Genomic DNA, 19,595 nt, shown 5'->3' on the forward strand with positions numbered 1-19,595 from the left:
ATACTACAAGCCTAATAATTCGAGTTCCGTTGGATTGAGTTTGTAAAGGTCACTTGCAGTAAGATTGATTTCTGATTCAAGATCTAGTTTCTTTAGTTCATTTTTCTCTATAATTCTTTTTTTAACCAATAAAATCATTTTAGAGACTAAACTTGAATTTTCAGTTAATGTAGGGTCAGGCACAGGAGTTTTACCTAGTAGGTTTAAATGGAAAATATTATATCCGCTTGATTGTTTGTGTGCTTGGAGCGATAGAGCCCAATAGCATGGAACAGAATTTAATATTCCTAAAAAATAGAATAATAAATCTGGGTCTAAATTTTCTTCCTTTAAAATAAAATATGGTGATCGTGACGTTGCAAATTTCCCCTCTAAATCCAAGGCAAATTTAGGAGAGATTGAAATATATGGACATACTATTTTCGGTGCATTAATGTACTCTGACCTCCTTGGCCTATGTAGAGACCACCATACTCTTTTTTCTTTCTTAACATCGGTTGATTCAGTATATATTTTCTTCTTTTGGGTTTGCATATATTCCCATGATTTCGGGAATTTATCTTGTAGATTTTCCTTCGTAATTATTATGTTATTAGTATAAGGATAAAACAACACCTTTTGAGATTTTTTTGATATAGTAAATCTTTCAATTTCTTTGTCGGGAAGGAACGTTTTATAAATATCTTTTTCCTTATTATCTATTGAATTTGAATTTCTTATAAATACCTCGTCATTTCCGGTTATTATGCCTTGGTTTACTTTTAAGAAGGTATCGATATTTTTGTTGCTCTTTAATTTATTTAAAAGATCAAATTCTGGTTTGTTTAAAATATACCATTCCTCGTCGATATTAAAATAATTTTCTGCTTTATAAATTTGGTATTGCCTTTGGTTGGTTTCGTTTTCAATCAGTAGTTGATTTAATGCTTCTCCTACAGATGTTCGGCACTTTAATAACCAAGTATAGGTGTTTAATGATTTTAGATGGTCTTTTTTTCTAAAAATTAATAGCATTGTGTATGTTCCAACTTTATCAAATACATTAATTGTTGATAAATCTGCAACTAATTCTATATAACAATGATCGAGTAGATAGTTTCTAAGTTTCTTTGAGCTTTTGGCGGTTAAAAAATTATGTGGTAAAACAAATAATCCTAATCCATTTGGGTTTAATATATCAACGGATAATTTAATAAATGCTTGATAGGTGTCGATTTTCCCGTTATTAAGTCCTTCAAGAATGATTTTATTTTTATTAGTTTCCTCTTCAGATTTATTATCTTGATTAATATATGGTGGATTAGAGATAACTATATCAAAATTTTCCTTCTTTTTTATTTTTTCTTGTAATATGGTTAGAGAATCTCCTGTGATAATATCTGGCTGCGCAAAAGTTTTATTAAAAATATAGTGAAGTAATGTTAATGATAAGTTTGTTGCTAAACAAGCATTTGGATCTAGATCAATACCAGTAACATTGTTAAAAAGTTTGTCTATATTAAAATTTGATTTTTTCGATATGCGCTCCTCTATTTCAGTTTCTAATAGCGTCCTTAAAAATATTCCCGAACCAACTGATGGTTCTAATATTTTCAAATTGTCAAATTCACCGTCTGTAAACCTTTTGCATATATATTTTGAGAAGAAACGTGCAATGTACTCAGGAGTGTAGTATGCTCCGTTATCTTTATTTATTTTTTCTATTGGTATTGGAGTGAAAAGATTACCTTGATTATTGCTTTGAACTACACTTAATATTGAAACATATTTTTGATATATTCTACTTAATGCTTGCTTAGTCATTATAGAGAAATCATACCTGAATCTGTTGTATTCATTCTCATAAAAGCTATAGAAATATCTTTTTAGAATAGAGTTATCTAACCTGTTAAATAATTTTACTTTGTCCTTTGGAACTATGTGTTCAGGTATTTTTATTGAAAGTTTTTCTTGAGCTATCTCGAATATGTTAGAAATGTTAATGTCTTTGTTTAAAGATAATATATCTAGTAATATGTTGGTGTGAGAATCTATTTCATTTGCTCTTTTTTTACTGTCTTCTATTGACCTTAAAAAAATTGTTCCATTGAATAAATAAGACAGAGTAACTAAATCAATACTATTGTTTAATTCGGCTGAAATGATTCTTTTCCAATTTGATATATTCTCTATTAATACGTCATCTAAAGCTCTTATGTTTGAATTAGGCTTTCTTTTAATTACTTCATAGAATGTGGATACTTTTAAGGCTTCTTCTTCATTTCCAATTTCTATCTTTTTTGACTCAACTTGCCTATTTTGTTTATTCAGTATAAAGTAATAATTTATATACCTATCATCAATAGTTATGTGCCAACCTACTAAGTTGTTATAAGAAATTGCTAATAGATTTTCTTCCTCACGCGATGTTAACTCTTCATTTCTTTTTGTGAGAAATGAAATTATTGCTGAGTTTTCTAAGCCATGCTCAATTACAAGATATCCATTTGACTTTTCATTGGCTGATGGTTCTATGAAGTAACTTGGATTCCAACCTAAGTGCTTAGCAAAATTTAGTACTAAATCCTTTGGGTTATCTACAGTAGTGTGGCTTGTTAGTTGGCTATGTATGCTACTTATATAGGTCATTTTATCGATGGTGATCAAAAATGTTATGAAACTTTACTTTCTAGTTGACGATTTAAATTTTTTAAAGATAATAGTTACTTTTAGAAAGCCATTTTAGTTTTTTAAAATATGACAATATTTGTCATACTAACCTTTGTTTTATTTTCTAAAAATCACAAGATTTGTTGAGTAAATTTCTGTTTTTGCTGGTTATTTTTCTCTAATATAACTATTAATTCCTTATTAGTAATTTGTAATCCAGTATTTCTTAATTTGTAATTAGATGTTTTCTTTAAATCAACAATCCCTTTGGTGGATGTCCAAAGGGATTGTTTAATTCATGTTTTTTTAAAAAATTAGCATTCATAATTCGCCTCAACCCACTTCCTCGCATTCACAAAAGCCTCCATCCATGGCGTGAAATCATCGCTTCTATCTGCAGGATAATGTGCCCAGTTCCAAGGCTTCAGGCTTCGCTCGATATGTGGCATGATGGCTAGGTGACGGCCATCTGCGGAGGCGATACCTGCCGTTGCATGATCGGAACCGTTTGGATTGCCAGGGTAAGCTTCATAGCTGTATTTCATCGCGAAGTTGTAGTCGCTTTCTGCTTGTGGAAGTGAGAACTTGCCTTCACCATGCGCCACCCATACGCCCAATCTCTGTCCGGTAAGTGAGCCTAGCATCACAGACTCGTTTTGTGGGATGGTTACGTTCACGAAGGTGGATTCAAACTTATGCGATGCATTGTGTAGCATCTTTGGTTTTTCGGAATGATCAGGAGTGACCAAGCCTAATTCCACCATCAGTTGGCAACCGTTACATACGCCCAAACTCAAGGTGTCAGGTCTTGCATAGAAGTTGTCCAGCGCTTGCTTAGCCTTAGGATTGTAGAGGAAGGCACCTGCCCAGCCTTTGGCCGAACCCAAGACATCTGAGTTGGAGAATCCGCCTACGAAGACGATCATCTGCACATCTTCCAGGTTTTCACGACCTGCGATTAGGTCGGTCATGTGAATGTCCTTCACTTCGAATCCTGCGAGCCATAGGGAATAAGCCATCTCACGGTCGCCATTCACGCCTTTTTCACGGATGATCGCTGCTTTCGCCTTGCCTTTCGAAGTTCTGAAAGGATCTAATCCAGCTGCTGCAAAGTTACCTTTCCATCCTTCTGCAAACTCAAATGCAAGCGGCTGATTTTTATAATTGTCAAAACGGTCTTTTGCCAATTGCTCACCGCTTTGCTTTCTGTCTAATAAATAAGAAGATCTGAACCATACATCACGAAGCTCTGCGATGTCCAGCGTCAGGTCTTTTCCTGCGAACTCGATGTTTCCAGAATCAGTCACTTTTGCCAGTTCTACATAATCGATATCAGCCTCTACCAGTAAGGCTTCCACTGCGTGATCGTCGGCTACCTGAATCAGGATACCTGGATTTTCTGCAAAAAGTGCTTTCACCATGTCCGGCTCATGCAGACGATCGATTTTCACTTTCAAGCCTACCTGCTGCACAGGGAAACACATTTCCAACAAAGCTGTCACCAATCCACCAGAAGAAATATCATGACCAGCCATTACCCAAGTCTGATCGATCAGATCCTGAACGGCTGTAAATGCTTTCGCAAAGTATCTAGGGTTTTTGATGTCTGGAGTTTCTGTTCCGACCTTGTTCAAGGCCTGATAGAAGCTTGATCCAGCCAGTTTGAAGTCATCCTTAGAGAAATCTATGTATAGGATTCTACTTCCTTTGATAGGTTTCAATGCAGTTTTCACTGTTTTCTGCACATTAGAGCATTCGCCTACGGAGGAGATAATCACCGTTCCCGGAGAGTACACCGTTTTTCCGTCAGGGTATTTTTGCGTCATGGAAAGGGAGTCTTTTCCCGTAGGGATATTCACACCCAGATCTATCGCAAACTTCGAAACGGCCTCAACCGCTCTATAAAGTCTATCGTTTTCGCCTTTATTCTTTGCTGGCCACATCCAGTTGGCAGAAAGGGAAATTCCCTGCAAACCATCCTGAATATGTGCGAAGATTAAGTTGGTCATCGCCTCAGCAATCGCCAATCGGCTACCCGCCTCAGGATCTGCCAAAGCTGCCACTGGCGCATGGCCGATGGAAGTTGCGATTCCTTTATTTCCGGTGAAGTCAAGCGCCATCACGGCCACGTCATTCAGCGGAAGTTGGATCTCGCCGACGGTCTGCTGGGTCGCCACACGACCAGTCACGGATCTATCCACTTTATTTGTCAACCAATCCTTACAAGCCACTGCTTCCAACTGAAGCACCTCGCGAACGTATCCTTGGATCAAGTCAGCTTCATAGCTTGCTTCCGCAAAAGTTGCATTGGTCGTATCGTCTTCCAAGATGGTTTTAGGCGAAGAACCGAACATGTAGCTCAGGTTCCAGTCCACTGGCTTCTCGCCGGTTTTACCATTTTCAAATTTGAAATGCATGTCTCCAGTCGTCTCGCCCACCACGTAGAATGGCGCACGCTCGCGGTCAGAGATTTGATGTAGGGTATCCACATCCTTCTTGCCGATCACCAATCCCATACGTTCCTGAGATTCGTTTCCGATGATTTCCTTAGCGGAAAGGGTAGGGTCACCCACAGGAAGTTGGTCGATGTGGATTGTTCCTCCGGCGTCTTCCACCAGCTCAGAAAGGCAGTTCAAATGTCCGCCAGCTCCGTGATCGTGTATGGAAATGATTGGGTTGTTTTCGCTTTCGGCCATGGCGCGGATCACGTTGGAAACTCGCTTTTGCATCTCAGGATTGGATCGCTGAATTGCATTTAGCTCGATAGCATTGGAAAGCTCACCGGTGTTCAAGGAAGAAACCGCCGAACCGCCCATTCCGATTCTATAATTGTCGCCGCCCATGATCACAATCTGATCACCGGCTTTTGGCTCGTCTTTTTTGGTGTATTTGGCATTGGTGAAACCCACTCCACCAGCCAGCATGATTACCTTATCAAAACCATGATGCTTGCCATCTTCCTCGTGCTCGAACGTCAAGAGAGATCCGGAGATCAGGGGTTGACCGAATTTATTCCCGAAATCAGAAGCTCCGTTGGAAGCTTTGATCAGGATATCCATCGGGGTTTGGTACAGCCAAGGGCGTTCCTCCAGCTTGCTTTCCCAAGATCTTCCTTTTTCGGAGCGTGGGTAAGAAGTCATATAAACCGCCGTTCCTGCCAAAGGAATAGAGGCTGTTCCACCCGCCATACGGTCTCTGATTTCTCCACCGGCACCGGTTGCAGCTCCGTTGAAAGGCTCCACGGTAGTTGGGAAATTGTGTGTTTCAGCTTTCAGGGAAATGACGGTGTCGATCTCTCGGGTTTCGAAGAAGTCCGCCTGATGCGCAGTTTTCGGCGCGAACTGCTGGGCTTTTGGTCCGCCAACAAATGCTACGTTGTCTTTGTAAGCCGAAGCGATCCGATTGGGATGCGCTTTTGCAGTTTCTTTGATGAGTTGGAAAAGTGTCTGTGGCTTTTCTACTCCGTCTATGATAAAAGTACCGTTGAAAATCTTGTGACGGCAATGCTCTGAGTTCACTTGGGAAAATCCAAAAACCTCAGAATCCGTCAGCGGTCGCTCCAATTGCTTGGAGACATTGTCCAGGTAATCGACTTCTACCTGACTCAGCGCCAATCCGTTTTCCTTATTATAAGCAGCGATATCGTTCACTTCTACGATAGCTTCTGGCTGCAGGTGGATATCAAAAATCTCCTGATCCAGTCCATCAAATGCATGCTGAAGCATTGGGTCAATCTGATCTCCTTCATTTAGCGGGAAAAACTCCTCGATACGGATGACTCCAGGGATTCCCATGTTTGCGGTGATTTCCACGGCATTGGTGGACCATGGCGTAATCATTTCCTTGCGGGGTCCTGAGTATTCTCCAGAAAGTGAAGGGCTGCTGATCGCTGTGGCTCCGCCGAAAAGCCAAGTCAGCTTTTCTAAGTCTTCGGATGCGAAAGGTTGTGGAGATTGTACAGCGTAAACGGTTTTTTGAGGGGATTCAAAGAAGAAAATCATGTCCTTTGGCTGGTAAGATGCAAAGGTACGGAATTGAGGGGGAGATTGAAAGATTGAAAGATTGAAAAATATCGTCACTTGAATGGCCTTGATTGGCGCAAGTCTCCTGACTTGTGCCTATTACAATGCAGTCTTCAGACTGCAAATTTTTGGAATTGAAATATGAAGTCAGGAGACTTCATTAATTTAGGTCCAAGTCATGAGACTTGAACCAGACCATTTGAACAACCGGAATTGATTGGCGCAAGTCTTCAGACTTGTGCCTTGTTCAATGCAGTCTTCAGACTGCTATGCTTTGAAATTGAAATGGAAGTCCGGAGAATTCATTATGGTGGATCCAAGTCTGAAGATTTGAACCAGACGGGAGACTTCATTAATGTAGGTCCAAGTCTGAAGACTTGAACCAGACGGGCTGCATGCAGGTAGGCTTAGACCAAATGGCACTTAAAGAAACAGCCCCGATCACTCAGGGCTGTTTGAATTTAATATTCGTCTTCGTTAAAGAAGAAGTCGTCTTTGGTCGGATAATCAGGCCAAATTTCTTCGATGGTCTCATAAGGTTCGCCATCATCTTCTAATTCTTGAAGGTTTTCTACTACTTCCATTGGTGCGCCGGATCGGATGGCATAATCAATTAATTCATCCTTGGTGGCTGGCCAGGGGGCGTCCTCTAGATAGGATGCTAATTCGAGTGTCCAGTACATAATGTTTATTTTAAAGGAGTTCCGGAGTTTAAGGGTTGCAAAATTATTCTTTTTTTGAAATATCCAATTGTGTATTTACTATTTAAAAGAAAGTTGTTTTAAAATATAATTTTTAACGTCAACCTTCCGCTTTACAGCAAATAGTTTTTTCTTCATCATGATGTCAAAATCAGCTGACTGAACGCGGAAATTCTCCGTATTGTTTTGTGCCGCTTCCAGCTCAGTTTGATCTCTTTTCAATAAATCTTTTAGTAAAGCCGTTTTTATCTGAATTTGTTCCGCTTCTGGTTTTTCGTCGAAGTCTTGGTATTTACCATGAACCAATTTTTCCAAGAATGCCTTCTCAAATACGATGTCGGAGAAGAATTGGAATGATCTGACGATCAAATTTGCTTCTCTCGGCTTGCGTGGTGGTAGTTTTCTCCACTCTTCCTGTATAGCCTTGGCTCTACCGATCAGTTCATAAGAAGTTGGTTTTCCTGAAAGGGCCTTGATCTCCTCTGTTAAGGTTTCTACTTTCCTCATTAGTTCCCGAGGGTTCATTTGAGGACCAGTTTGAAGCGTTCTTTTATAGCGAGAGAAAATTCGGTTATTCAGTTTAGAAAACTCATCCCAAAGTGGCTGACGTTTTTCTGCAGGCACTTTTCCAGCCTCTTTCCATTGACGTTGGATTTTCTTGGAGATGTCAAAGGCTGTCTTAGCATCTGGAAAATCATGTGCCTCTCGAGCTTGCACGACCAGTGCCTCGTACACTTTAATGTTTTCTTCTGCCTGAAGGGCTAACCCTTCAAAGAAATGCCTTCTGTTTTCGAAGAAATGCTGAACAATATCATTGAAAGTGCCTTCGATTTCTTCTTGATGTTCTTTATCTACAGGGCCAGTCTTGATCCAGCGAAGTTTTAGTTCCTTGTAAAACTCGGTGGTTTCTTTCCAGTCAGTATCGTCTTTTTTCTCTTCAGCTTCTAGAATTAACCCTTTTTTTACTTCAAGGTTTTTGGTACGGTTTACCTGTATGATTTCATTCAGGTACTCCTCTTGTTGGCTTAGGTCCTTGATCAGTGGTTCAAAATCCCCCAATGCATCAGATTGCATAAGCGATTCTCTAAGGTGAATGAGTTTCATCAAGAAAGAACCTTTGTTCTGGTTTTCTTGAATGTCATTTTTGAGCTTCTCTACTTTTTCCTTGAGCTGCTCAAATCGATCCTCAAAATACTTAAGCGTAGAAGCTTCATCTTCTTTTACTTCACCGATTATCCTATCGTCCTGCCCCAAAAAACCTTTCAAATAAACTTTGTCGTTTTTGATATATCCATACGGATGCTCCATTGCTCTACAGTAGGTTAGGTGGCGGTTTTCGAATTTCCGCAAATTAATTAATTCAAAAGCACTTATCCTAAGAAAGCGGTTTTTTTGCCATCTTTGATTCTTAAGTGCAATTTCTAAGTAAAAATATAACGCATGAGTTCAGAAAAAATCATCTTTTCCATGGCAGGAGTTTCAAAAATCTATCCGCCACAGAAAAAAGTCCTCAAAGATATCTATCTCTCATTTTTTTATGGAGCCAAAATCGGGGTTCTAGGTTTGAACGGTTCGGGTAAATCCTCCCTACTAAAAATCATCGCCGGAATGGATAAGGAATTCCAAGGCGAGGTTGTTTGGTCACCTGGCTATACTGTAGGGATGCTGGAACAGGAGCCAAAACTTGATCCTACTAAGACTGTGAAAGAAGTAGTAGAAGAAGCGGTTTCTGAGACTGTTGCTTTGCTAAAGGAATTTGAGGATATCAATGAGAAATTCATGGATCCAGCCTTGATGGAAGATCCAGATGCAATGAATGACTTGATCGAGAAGCAAGGTGAAGTGCAAACCAAGTTAGATGCTGCCAACGCATGGGAATTGGACACTATGCTGGAGAAAGCAATGGACGCGCTTCGACTGCCGCCTAGTGATGCCAACGTAGCAAACCTTTCTGGAGGGGAAAAGAGACGAGTGGCACTTTGCCGTCTACTTCTTCAGGAACCAGACGTGCTCCTTCTTGATGAGCCTACCAACCACCTGGATGCGGAATCCGTGCATTGGCTGGAGCAGCACTTGCAAAATTATAAGGGAACCGTCATTGCTGTAACTCACGATAGATATTTCTTGGATAATGTAGCCGGATGGATTTTGGAGCTTGATCGTGGGGAGGGTATCCCTTGGAAAGGAAATTATTCTTCTTGGCTGGATCAAAAGCAAAACCGTCTGAAGCAGGAGGAGAAAACAGAATCCAAGCGACAGAAAACGCTTGAGCGAGAGCTGGAGTGGATTAGGATGTCGCCCAAAGCCCGTCAGGCAAAAGGTAAAGCACGTCTTAACTCCTATGATAAGTTAGTTGGAGAGGAATCCAAAGAGAGAGAAGCGAAACTTGAATTGTTTATTCCCCCGGGACCGCGTTTGGGAGCGAAAGTGATCGAAGTTAATGGTGTGTCCAAAGCCTACGGAGATAAACTGTTGTTCGAAAACTTGACTTTTGCCTTACCTCAAGGTGGAATTGTGGGTGTGATCGGGCCCAATGGTGCTGGTAAATCCACGCTTTTCAAATTGATTACGGGACAAGAAAAACCGGATGCTGGTAATTTTGAAGTTGGAGAAACGGTTCAACTGGCCTATGTCGATCAGGGACATGATATTTTGGATCCAAATAAAACAGTTTATCAGACGATCTCTGAAGGAAACGAGCTGATGAAACTAGGGAACAAAGAGGTGAATTCTAGAGCCTATGTTTCCAAATTCAACTTTGGTGGAGGAGATCAGGAGAAAAAGGTGGGAGTACTTTCCGGTGGAGAGCGTAACCGAGTTCACTTGGCGCTGACGCTAAAAGAAGGCGGTAACTTGCTGCTTCTCGATGAGCCTACCAACGACTTGGATGTGAATACACTTCGTGCGTTGGAAGAAGCCTTGGAGAACTTCGGTGGTTGCGCCGTGGTAATTTCTCACGATAGATGGTTCCTGGATAGAATCTGTACACATATTCTGGCTTTTGAAGGAGATTCTCAGGTGGTGTGGTTTGAGGGTAACTTCTCCGACTACGAGGAGAATAAGAAGAAGAGATTGGGTGATGTAGAGCCGAAGAGGATTCGATACAAAAATCTAAAATAAGAAGTCAGAAAGCTAAAAATAGTAAGCAGTCGCAGTGTTCAGTCAGCCTGAGCGGAGTCGAAGGCAATAATTCAAAAGTCTGAAGAAGTAGGCAGTGGCAGTGATCAGTATTCAGAAAGGTTGAAGTATAAAATCAGAAATCTGAAGTGATAAAGCTGCATTGCTAGTTCTTCGGTGGATATCCTGTAAGGTATCACCCTGAGTGAAGTCGAAGGGTGTTATTGATTAGTATGTTAAAAATCATAAAACCTCTTTCAATCTGGGTTATCAGGATTGGAGGAGGTTTTTATTTTTTATAGGTTTAGTTCAATGAGACGATTTTTACTACTAATAATAGCTTCAAGTTTATTCCTGATTGTTTCTGCATGCAATCAGGAGAGGAAAGAAATCCAGGAAGTCGATGTCCAAGAAATACTTGTAGATATAAATAATCCCAAGTCTTTAAAAATGTCACAGTTTTTTGATACCTGCTTTATTGTTCCTTTAGATAATAGAGAATTAGTCGGAATTGTGAGTGAGGTGGACTTTGATGAAGAGCAACTTCTGGTTTTGGATAAAAAGAAAATGCTGAAAGCTTACTTGTACAATTGGCAGGGTGAGTTTATCAAGTTTCTGTCTAATGGAGGAGAGGGTCCCGGTGAATTTAAGTGGCCTAGTGATGCACAGTTGATTGATGAGAAAGAGGTAGTGATTTACAGCGCAGGGACTCATAAGTTGCTTATCGTCGACCAAAATACAGATAAGACCAAAGATGTTTTTCTTGATTCAATTACTAGTTTGTTTGACTTTAAGTTCTTTGACAGGAAATTTTATTTCCTACGAGCGAATGCATATGGTAAGAATGAGTCACTCTTGGTTTCTGATGTAGGATTTCAGGATTTCAAAGAGATACTAATTCCTGAAAAATTTCTTTCTAGGGATAAAGCATTCCATTATAGATCAACGAAGTATAGTTTTATATATCCCAAATCCTCCGGAAATGGTTTTTATTTTTCTGATGTGGTGTCTCCTTATTTTTTGGAGTATGGCGGAGATACGTTACAGAAAGCATATCACGTCAGATTCTCAGGTAGGGAGTTGGATTATAGTGATATCGACAACGGGACGGATAGGTCTTTTTACAATATAGCATCACGGGATAATCTGTTTTATTTTGGGAATGCTCTTTTTGAGGGAGGTGATTTATTGTTTTTGCCTGTGATTGAAGGCATTGCTGTTCGTACGGCTATCTATAATAAGGAAACCGGAAAAAGCATTTATGTAAATGAAATTGATGATGATCTTACAGGTTTTCCTTCAGGCAATGCATTTGCTGGTGAGGTATCTTCCAAGCCAGAGTTTTATGTGAGAATCATACCTGCGGCTGTTGTGGATGAGGTGCTGAGGAATTCTCAAGGCATGGCTAATTCATACCTTGATTTTTTAAGGGAAAAGGATATTAAGCGAGATGATAACCCGGTATTGTTTATCTATCGATTCAAAGAGGAGGTTGATCTTGATTGAAGATAGTAGTTGCTATGGAATAGGTTTGTTTGAGTTTCTATAGTAAATGGCTTTTATGTCCATTTATGGCTCAATCCTCTAAAGTTTTTAAAAAAGTAGTGCTCTTTGATTGAGATCTCTAGATGAATGGTGAACTGTCAAAATATCAACCTGATTATCTACTTTTACATGGTAAAGGATTACATAACTGCCTTCAACAAGTTGTCGGATATTTAAATCACCAAAAACTTCTAGTTTTTGACCAGCGAGTTGAAATTGTTTCAGAATATGGGTTCTCTGCCTTATTATTCTTTGGATCTGAATTTTAGCATATCGTTTGGAGTCCTTACTAATATATTCGGCAATTTCTTTCAGATCATTTACTGCTTGATCCGTCCAATTTACTCGAACCATTTGTTGACTTCTTGATCTAGTTCTTCTTCCGAAAGCACTTTGCCTTCCTCCGAATCTCTGAGCCCTTTTTCCAATTTCTGAACTAGAATTAAATGCTCTACCAAGTCGTCTAAAGAAAACTTCTCTGGAAGCTTCTCTAATTGTTTTTTTACCAATGTTTTAGTTAACATATGAGTCGAGTTTAATCAAATATAAGGATTTTAGGAGTGAGGAGTTTTTTTTCTAACCAAGTCTAAATGTAGGTGTTGTAAATTTTGTTAAAGAATGTAAAGCTTTCTTTGAGTCTTTTGATCAAACTTGGAGGAGGTTTTTATTTTTTATAGATTTAGTTTAATGAACCGCTTTTTAACTTTTACCGCATCACTTCTTATTTTGACTTTTTTCTCCTGCAAGGAACCAGATTCCGATTATGAGGGAGTAACTACCCAGGAAATATATGTAGATGTAAGTGATCCGAAAACCTTTAAAATGTCACAGTTTTTTGATACATGTTTTATAGTTCCTTTGGATATTAAGCGAGATGACAATCCTGTGCTGTTTATCTATCGATTCAAAGAGGAGGTTGATCTTGATTGAAGATAGTAGTTGCTATGGAATAGGTTTATTTCAGTTTCTATAGTAAATGGCTTTTATGTCCATTTATGGCTCAATCTTCTAAAGTTTTTAAAAAAAAATTACTTCCTCTTTAACTTAATCACCGTAATCTCCGGCCAAATCCCAACTCTTCCCGGAAAGGCTAAAAATCCAAATCCACGGTTGACATGCAAGTAACGTCCAAGTTCCTCATACAATCCAGCCCACTTCGGATAGCGAAGGGAAGCGGGACTCCATTTGATAAAACCGGGGATCTCGATCCCAAACTGCATCCCATGGGTATGTCCACTTAGGGTTAGATGGATGAATTGGGAGAAATTTTTCACCTGCTCGTCAAAGTGAGAAGGATCGTGACTCATGAGTATTTTAAAACTTTTATCGCTCAGGTTTGCCGTAGCTTTCTTTAGGTCTCCGTATTGTCCAAATCCCTTTCCCCAGTTCTCCACACCGATTAGATCTACACTTGCGCCTCCTTTTTCCAGATTGATATTTTCATTGCGCAAAAGTGTGAAACCCAATTCTTTTTGGATTTCGTACAGACGCTGCATATTGGCTTCTTTGGCCTCCTTACTAGGCCAAGACACATAATCCCCATAGTCATGATTTCCTAAGATGGAATACTTGCCCATGGGAGCTTTCAGCTTTTTGAATGTGTCGATCCAAGGTTCCATTTCCTCCGATTGGTTATTGACCAAGTCACCAGTAAAAAGGATAACATCCGATTCTTGCTGGTTGATCAGATCAATGCCATATTCCAGTTTCTTTTTATTGTCAAAACTTCCGGAATGTATATCTGAAATCTGGGTGATAGTAAATCCGTCAAATTCCTCCGGCAAGTCATCGAATTCCAGCGTATGATTCACTACCCGATAACGGTATTTTCCTATTAATACGCCATGCAATATTCCTAAAAAAGGAATTGCAGAAATTATCAATGCAGTTTGGCTTACAAATTTTCTTCTATCTGCTAGAAAATCCCCTTCCTGATGGCCAGCGACCGAATAAAATATCCCGGTTAAAAAGCGTAAGATATCTTCCCCAAACATAAAGCCTAGGACAATGATCTTAGGAATCAACGATAACACCAGCAGGGAGATAAGTCTTCCAAAGTTGGGGCTCAGATTACTTCTGCTGAAGGTCAGAAAACCATAGGCTACAAAAAGGTACAGTGAAATAGAAAAAATCCAGAACCCTATCTTAATCCAGCTTTGCTCAGGGAAAGTAGTTTTGAAAGCCTGATACGAATACCAGTCGATAAGGAATACGATGACTAGGAGGATTGTAATGCGAACCAAGTGAAATTTGTTTAAATGTGGTATTAGGATGACTTGCTAGGGATGTCAATATAGAATAAACACGCTACGCAAGAAAATGATTAAATGGTTGAAATGGATTCAAGAATTTGTCTTGAATAAAACAGAGGATTTACTTCGGTGTTAAGTGATTAGGCCTAAGGATTTGTAATTTCGAAAGTTGATCCGAAGAGTTAAAATCTTCAATGTCATACCTACCATGTTGATCTGCCTGATTTAAAATCCTGCGATCTTGGCGCAAAATTACAAATCCTTAAGAGCTTGGTTATTTTCTGAAAGTGTGAAATTCTAAAACATTTCGAGATAATAAAGACCTCAAGCGATGTTTTAAAATGAAATAGAAAAACTCAGTATTTCTTCCCTAGGCGATACTTTCATTCCTCTTTTTCGTTTCTTTACGGCTGAATTATTTTGTATTCAGCCTATCAAACCTATGAGACAGTTACTCCTAAGACCCGGAGCAGAAGAATTGACGTATGAGATTCGTGGAATCGTGAAGAAAGCACGTCAAGTTGAAGCTTTGGGTTATTCTATGACTTGGGAAAATATTGGTGATCCCATCCAAAAGAGCAATCATGTGCCTGATTGGATGAAGGAAATCATCGCTGACCTGATGAAAGACGACAAGACTTATGGTTATGCGGATTCCAAAGGGATGCTGGAAACGCGTAAGTTTCTTGCGGATCTGAATAACGAAAGAGGTGGAACTCAGATCACCGCAGAAGATATTTTGTTTTTTAATGGGCTGGGGGATGCTATCGCAAAGCTGTATCAGTTTTTGATTCCGACGGCACGAATTATTGGTCCTTCACCAGCTTACAGCACACATAGTTCTGCCGAGGCCGCTCATGCCAACGCTGCACCAATTACCTATAAGCTAGATCCTGATAATCAGTGGCTTCCGGATATGGAAGACCTGTATTTGAAGGTCCGCTATAATCCTTCTATTGTAGGAATTTTGATTATCAATCCAGACAATCCAACTGGAATGGTGTATCCAAGAGAGGTTTTGGAGGCATTTGTTAAAATAGCTGAGGAGTTTAATCTGCTTTTGATCACGGATGAGATCTATCAGAATATAACCTACAATGGCATCACCGCTGTTCCTTTGGCTGACGTAATCGGGGATCGGCCAGCTATTTCATTGAAAGGGATTTCCAAGGAATTCCCTTGGCCGGGATCACGCTGTGGCTGGATGGAATTTTATAATCGTGAATCCTCGAAAGAGTTCGCCAAGCTATGCCAGACGCTGGAAAATGCCAAAATGATAGAAGTTTGCTCTACCATTTTACCGCAATTGGCTATCCCGAAAATCATGAAGCACCCTGCTTACTTCAAATACAGAGAAGAGGCAAATGCACAGATAGGTAAGAGGAGCGATTGGATGCGTGAGATCTTGGGAGATATCCCAGGAATCAAGTTTAATCCAACACAGGGAGCTTTTTACAATACAATTGTATTTGATGAGGGAGTATTGAAAGAAGATCAGTTTCTGCCAATTGAAGACGAGAGATTACAAAGTTTGCTGGACTCATGGTTGGAAGAGAAAAATATGCCAATGGATAAGCGATTCGTTTATAATCTTTTGGCGGCTGAGCAGATTTGCGTAGTTCCTATTTCTTCTTTTTGCTCAGATTTAAGAGGTTTCCGTGTGACTCTTTTGGAGGAGAATGAGGAAGTTTTTAAGAGTACGTTTAGGAGATTAGGGAGAGCGATTGGGGAGTATTTGAAGTCGGAAGTGGAAGTTTGAAATAAAAAGTCTGAATTCTGAAGTGAAAAATCTAAAACCCGAGGAGTTTAGCTCTATATGTTTCTCTTTGCATTGATGACCATTGTAGTGAAAATCGCTGTTAACTCGCAGGCTTCTTTATGTAGTGGTTTTATTCTTTCTTCTGGCGAAATCCCGGATTCAGATATCAATTCAAGCCAAAAGATTGTTTCATCAGCTTCTTCTTGAACGACGGATAACTTTGAAATAAATTCAGCTCTGGAACGACCTCTTTGAGACGATCTATAATTCGCTCCTATGGAGGTGCCAGATCTAACTATTTGCTTTCCGAGCTCAAATCCAACGGTATTTTTGGGGAGTTCTGAAACAAGCTTTATAATTTCTAATGCGAATGCTTTGGTTCTTTGCTTCAAGTCTTTATCCATAATCGTTTAGTTTACATTTTTAGCTTTTTCACTTCATCTTTCTGATTTTCAAATTCCCCAAATACATTTCGGTAAATATTTTTAGCTTTTTCACTTTAGACTTCTGAATTTTAGTGCTCTCTCACTTTAATCTTTGAATCAGGAACAATATCCTCTTCCTCCCCCGATTCCTTTGAAAAAGTTGACAAATCCGGTTGCCCGGCATTCACCCAGGCAGTGAACCAAAAATCAGCGATCATCTTGATGGATTTTTTCATTTGTCGCTCGATCTGGCTGTTTAGAGCCAATGCATAAGCTTCTGTAAACTCGCGGGAATAGACCCGGACAGTTAAATTGTTACGCTCTTCATAACTGTATTTTTGATCAGGAGAGAAGCTTTTCGTCAGTTCCCTTTCTATAGTCAATACGCTATCAACTTGCGCATGAGCAGCTGCCACAGCGTCCCAAAGCGCTAATTGTGGTTGTTCTACATACTCCGCCTGCCCGACCCAAAGCGGATAATCTTTGGCTTGCAGTTCAGGCACCCTACTTTCCCAAAATCCATGAATACCAACCTGATCAGTTAGCTGCCCATTGTAATTTACCGTGGTGTGAAGTGGTACATTCAGATCACCTATGTAATGTCCCAAGTCCGCAGAAAGCCTCAAAATGGCTGCTGAGTTCTTGGTTTCAAATGCTTTTGTGAGATTTAAAAATGTGAAATAGGCCGACCAAGGCCCAATTCCATTTGCTCTAAGACTGTCTTCTGTGAATTTTTCTACCGCTTCATTCCAATATTTCGGGAGAATTTGCATTGCTGAATCTCCATAAAAGTCCAGATCTATGAAGTGTTTCTCAGCCTCGCCTTCGACGGCATATCTTCGACGATCAGGATTTACGGCATTCTCAGTAATGTACTGGATCTGAGGTTTGTAAAAGCCGATCATTTCCTCAGGTAGAGAAAAGACCGCAAGTCTATTTATCAAAGAATGTGCATAAAATCCCCAAGTAATTGGTGTGGTTGAAATTAAAAAGAACGAAAAAATGCATATTAGAAAAATTCTCATACCTAAAAATAATCAAAATCTTTGTCAGATATATGAATAGATAATCGGTATATTTGCACCGTAAACGAGGGTTTTGCCAATTTATTGAGTTTATAATTGACTGCTTTCAAAGGGAATGTTTAAAATTCCTTTGGCAGAATTAATAAATTACAATAACTTTGCACTCCGATTCGGAATAGGGACACGTAAAGAAATTCAATTATAATTAAGATATGGCAAATCACAAATCAGCTCTGAAGAGAATTCGTGCTAACGAAGCTAAGCGTTTGAGAAACAGATATCAGGCTAAAACAACTAGAACTTTTATCAAAAGATTGAAAGCAACTACTGATAAAGTAGAAGCTTCTGAGCTTTACAAGAAAGTTTCTTCTATGTTGGACAAGTTGGCTAAGAAGAATGTGATTCACAAGAACAACGCAAGTAACAAAAAATCAAGATTGGCTAGGTTCGTTTCTGCACTAGGTTAATTCTATAAGATTTTAATTCTCTAAAACCCTGCTGGTCAGGGTTTTTTTTATGCCTTGAAGTATCTAAATTCATAGCTCACTTTTTAATGGATTGCTATGGATACTTACTCCTCTATCAAAATTTCCCAGCTTGCCGAAGAAGATCGACCTCGGGAAAAACTCCTACTTAAAGGCAGATCAGCCTTAACCGATGCAGAACTTATTGCTATCCTGATAGGCTCAGGTACGCCTTCTGTAAGTGCTGTTGATCTTTCGAAGCATATTTTGGCTGATGTGAATTATGATCTTCGCGCACTTGCAAGACTGTCCATTCAGGATTTGAAGAAGTTTAAGGGTATAGGCGAAGCTAAAGCCATATCGATTATTGCAGCTATGGAATTGGGGAGGAGAAGGAAAGATTCAGAACCAGTGCTAAAGCCCAAGATCACCTGTTCTCAGGATATTTATGATTTGATGCGTCCGGAATTACTTGATGCGGCAGTGGAGTACTTTTACCTAATCTTGCTCACCCGAAGTAATCTGGTTATGAAAAAGCAGCTCATTTCCCAAGGCGGGACTGCGGGGACAGTTGTCGATCCCAAGGTTGTTTTCAAGATTGCTCTAGAGCATCTTGCGCAGTCTATTATTTTGGTTCATAATCACCCCAGTGGCAATATCAGTCCCTCTGATCAAGACAAGCGACTCACCCGTCGTCTGGTTAATATCGGACGAGAATTGGATTTGACCGTACTTGATCATGTGATTTTTACAGATAGTGGCTACTTTAGCTTCGCCGATGACGGAACACTCTGATTTAGGTTGAGCCATGTTCCCTTGAATAGTAGATAAGCTAATGAAATCGAGCATGACCCAAAGCGACACACAGAGGTATGATTATGCTGCTTGCGAAGATTCCATGTGGCAAGTAAAAATCAAATTATAAACACATGAAAAACAATACGATTATACTTCTGATTATTTCTGTGGTGGTTTTGGCTGCTGTTGTTTATACTTTAACAGGCACAGAAAGTCCAGAAGATTACATTGAAAGAATCGAAGCTGAGCGCGAACGACAGTTCAAATTCATCCGGTATAACTTTGAGTCGCCATTGACAGAGGAGCAAAAGGCCTCATTTAAGGAGTTGAGTTTCTATCCCATTGACCCAAGCTATAAGGTAAAGGCGAGAATGGTGAATATAGAAGACAGGAAAGTAAGAGAAGTTCCCCTCACCGATGGCACAAAAGAAAAATACATTGAGCATTCTTGGGCTGAGTTTGAGTTGAATGGGAAACCGGAAAAGCTCTTGCTTCTGCAGGCTATGAATGAGCCGGATAAGAGAAATTTCTTTCTTGCCTTTGCAGATGAAACAAGCGCTGTAGAGACTTATGGTGGAGGCCGTTATATCAATGCCCGCCAAGATGGGAAGAATAGTATCACAATCGATTTCAATTTGGCCTATAATCCTTATTGTGCTTATAATCCGGATTATGGCTGTCCACTTCCTCCCAAAGAAAATTTGCTAGACATTCCAATTCCAGTTGGAGAGAAAAATTACGGGAAATAGCCTTTCTGCCTAGCTCAAATCTCTTAAATTTGTACGCATAATTGAATAAAACGGGGTTTTCGAACCCCTTTTGTTTATCACGCAGATCA

Annotated in this window: 16 protein-coding genes; 7 read left to right on the forward strand and 9 right to left on the reverse strand. The window is 39.7% G+C overall.

Going from position 1 to position 19,595, the window contains the following annotated elements; all coding sequences use genetic code 11:
* Positions 1 to 3 precede the first annotated feature (3 nt).
* The 4 genes from LV83_RS07080 to LV83_RS07095 all read right to left on the reverse strand — a co-directional run bounded on the left by LV83_RS07080 (position 4) and on the right by LV83_RS07095 (position 8,680).
* Complete coding sequence (locus LV83_RS07080; RefSeq protein ID WP_111610841.1) at positions 4 to 2,628, reverse strand: Eco57I restriction-modification methylase domain-containing protein; 2,625 nt, start codon at positions 2,626 to 2,628, stop codon at positions 4 to 6.
* Positions 2,629 to 2,963: 335 nt separating this feature from the next.
* Positions 2,964 to 6,650, reverse strand: coding sequence for a phosphoribosylformylglycinamidine synthase (gene purL / locus LV83_RS07085; protein WP_111610842.1), 3,687 nt, complete (start codon positions 6,648 to 6,650; stop codon positions 2,964 to 2,966).
* A 482-nt stretch (positions 6,651 to 7,132) separates the two neighbouring features.
* Positions 7,133 to 7,354, reverse strand: coding sequence for a DUF2795 domain-containing protein (locus tag LV83_RS07090; protein ID WP_024284896.1), 222 nt, complete (start codon positions 7,352 to 7,354; stop codon positions 7,133 to 7,135).
* Between the two features lie 78 nt (positions 7,355 to 7,432).
* Positions 7,433 to 8,680: a DUF349 domain-containing protein gene (locus LV83_RS07095; RefSeq protein ID WP_111610843.1), complete on the reverse strand. Its 1,248-nt coding sequence runs from the start codon at positions 8,678 to 8,680 to the stop codon at positions 7,433 to 7,435.
* Positions 8,681 to 8,812: 132 nt separating this feature from the next.
* Between LV83_RS07095 and ettA the strand changes: the two genes are divergently transcribed.
* Entirely contained in the window at positions 8,813 to 10,492 is a 1,680-nt protein-coding gene (gene ettA, locus LV83_RS07100; protein ID WP_111610844.1) for an energy-dependent translational throttle protein EttA, read from the forward strand.
* A gap of 309 nt (positions 10,493 to 10,801) precedes the next feature.
* On the forward strand, positions 10,802 to 11,995 hold the full coding sequence (locus LV83_RS07105; protein ID WP_111610845.1) for a 6-bladed beta-propeller: 1,194 nt from the start codon (positions 10,802 to 10,804) through the stop codon (positions 11,993 to 11,995).
* Between the two features lie 87 nt (positions 11,996 to 12,082).
* On the opposite strand, the gene LV83_RS07110 is transcribed toward LV83_RS07105, so the two are convergent.
* On the reverse strand, positions 12,083 to 12,388 hold the full coding sequence (locus LV83_RS07110; RefSeq protein WP_111610846.1) for a type II toxin-antitoxin system RelE/ParE family toxin: 306 nt from the start codon (positions 12,386 to 12,388) through the stop codon (positions 12,083 to 12,085).
* Positions 12,376 to 12,558 (reverse strand): hypothetical protein, encoded by a 183-nt coding sequence (locus LV83_RS07115; protein ID WP_111610847.1) that lies wholly within the window; start codon positions 12,556 to 12,558, stop codon positions 12,376 to 12,378. The genes LV83_RS07110 and LV83_RS07115 overlap by 13 nt, the downstream gene beginning before the upstream one ends.
* 163 nt (positions 12,559 to 12,721) lie before the next feature.
* On the opposite strand from LV83_RS07115, the gene LV83_RS07120 reads away from it, so the two are divergent.
* A complete protein-coding gene (locus LV83_RS07120; RefSeq protein ID WP_111610848.1) occupies positions 12,722 to 12,964 on the forward strand; it encodes a hypothetical protein in 243 nt (80 codons plus the stop codon).
* A gap of 98 nt (positions 12,965 to 13,062) precedes the next feature.
* Here the strand turns inward: LV83_RS07120 and LV83_RS07125 are convergent, their stop codons facing one another.
* Entirely contained in the window at positions 13,063 to 14,277 is a 1,215-nt protein-coding gene (locus LV83_RS07125; protein ID WP_111610849.1) for a metallophosphoesterase, read from the reverse strand.
* A gap of 451 nt (positions 14,278 to 14,728) precedes the next feature.
* Here LV83_RS07125 and LV83_RS07130 point away from each other — a divergent pair, with 451 nt between their 5' ends.
* Entirely contained in the window at positions 14,729 to 16,045 is a 1,317-nt protein-coding gene (locus LV83_RS07130; RefSeq protein WP_111610850.1) for a pyridoxal phosphate-dependent aminotransferase, read from the forward strand.
* 53 nt (positions 16,046 to 16,098) lie between these two features.
* Here the strand turns inward: LV83_RS07130 and LV83_RS07135 are convergent, their stop codons facing one another.
* The gene (locus LV83_RS07135; protein WP_111610851.1) at positions 16,099 to 16,449 is read right to left on the reverse strand and encodes a four helix bundle protein; all 351 of its coding nucleotides are present in this window, start codon (positions 16,447 to 16,449) and stop codon (positions 16,099 to 16,101) included.
* 110 nt (positions 16,450 to 16,559) lie between these two features.
* Positions 16,560 to 17,414 carry a zinc dependent phospholipase C family protein gene (locus tag LV83_RS07140; RefSeq protein ID WP_394335794.1) on the reverse strand — a complete coding sequence of 285 codons (855 nt, stop codon included), beginning with the start codon at positions 17,412 to 17,414 and terminating at the stop codon, positions 16,560 to 16,562.
* Positions 17,415 to 17,707: 293 nt separating this feature from the next.
* Here LV83_RS07140 and rpsT point away from each other — a divergent pair, with 293 nt between their 5' ends.
* The 3 genes from rpsT (at position 17,708) to LV83_RS07155 (ending at position 19,506) form a co-directional block, all read left to right on the forward strand.
* A complete protein-coding gene (gene rpsT, locus LV83_RS07145; protein ID WP_111610852.1) occupies positions 17,708 to 17,962 on the forward strand; it encodes a 30S ribosomal protein S20 in 255 nt (84 codons plus the stop codon).
* Between the two features lie 96 nt (positions 17,963 to 18,058).
* Entirely contained in the window at positions 18,059 to 18,754 is a 696-nt protein-coding gene (gene radC, locus LV83_RS07150) for a RadC family protein (protein WP_111610853.1), read from the forward strand.
* A gap of 134 nt (positions 18,755 to 18,888) precedes the next feature.
* Entirely contained in the window at positions 18,889 to 19,506 is a 618-nt protein-coding gene (locus LV83_RS07155) for a DUF1684 domain-containing protein (protein ID WP_111610854.1), read from the forward strand.
* Positions 19,507 to 19,595 lie beyond the last annotated feature (89 nt).

Origin of the sequence: Algoriphagus yeomjeoni (genome assembly GCF_003259505.1) — a bacterium.
GTDB classification, from domain to species: domain Bacteria; phylum Bacteroidota; class Bacteroidia; order Cytophagales; family Cyclobacteriaceae; genus Algoriphagus; species Algoriphagus yeomjeoni.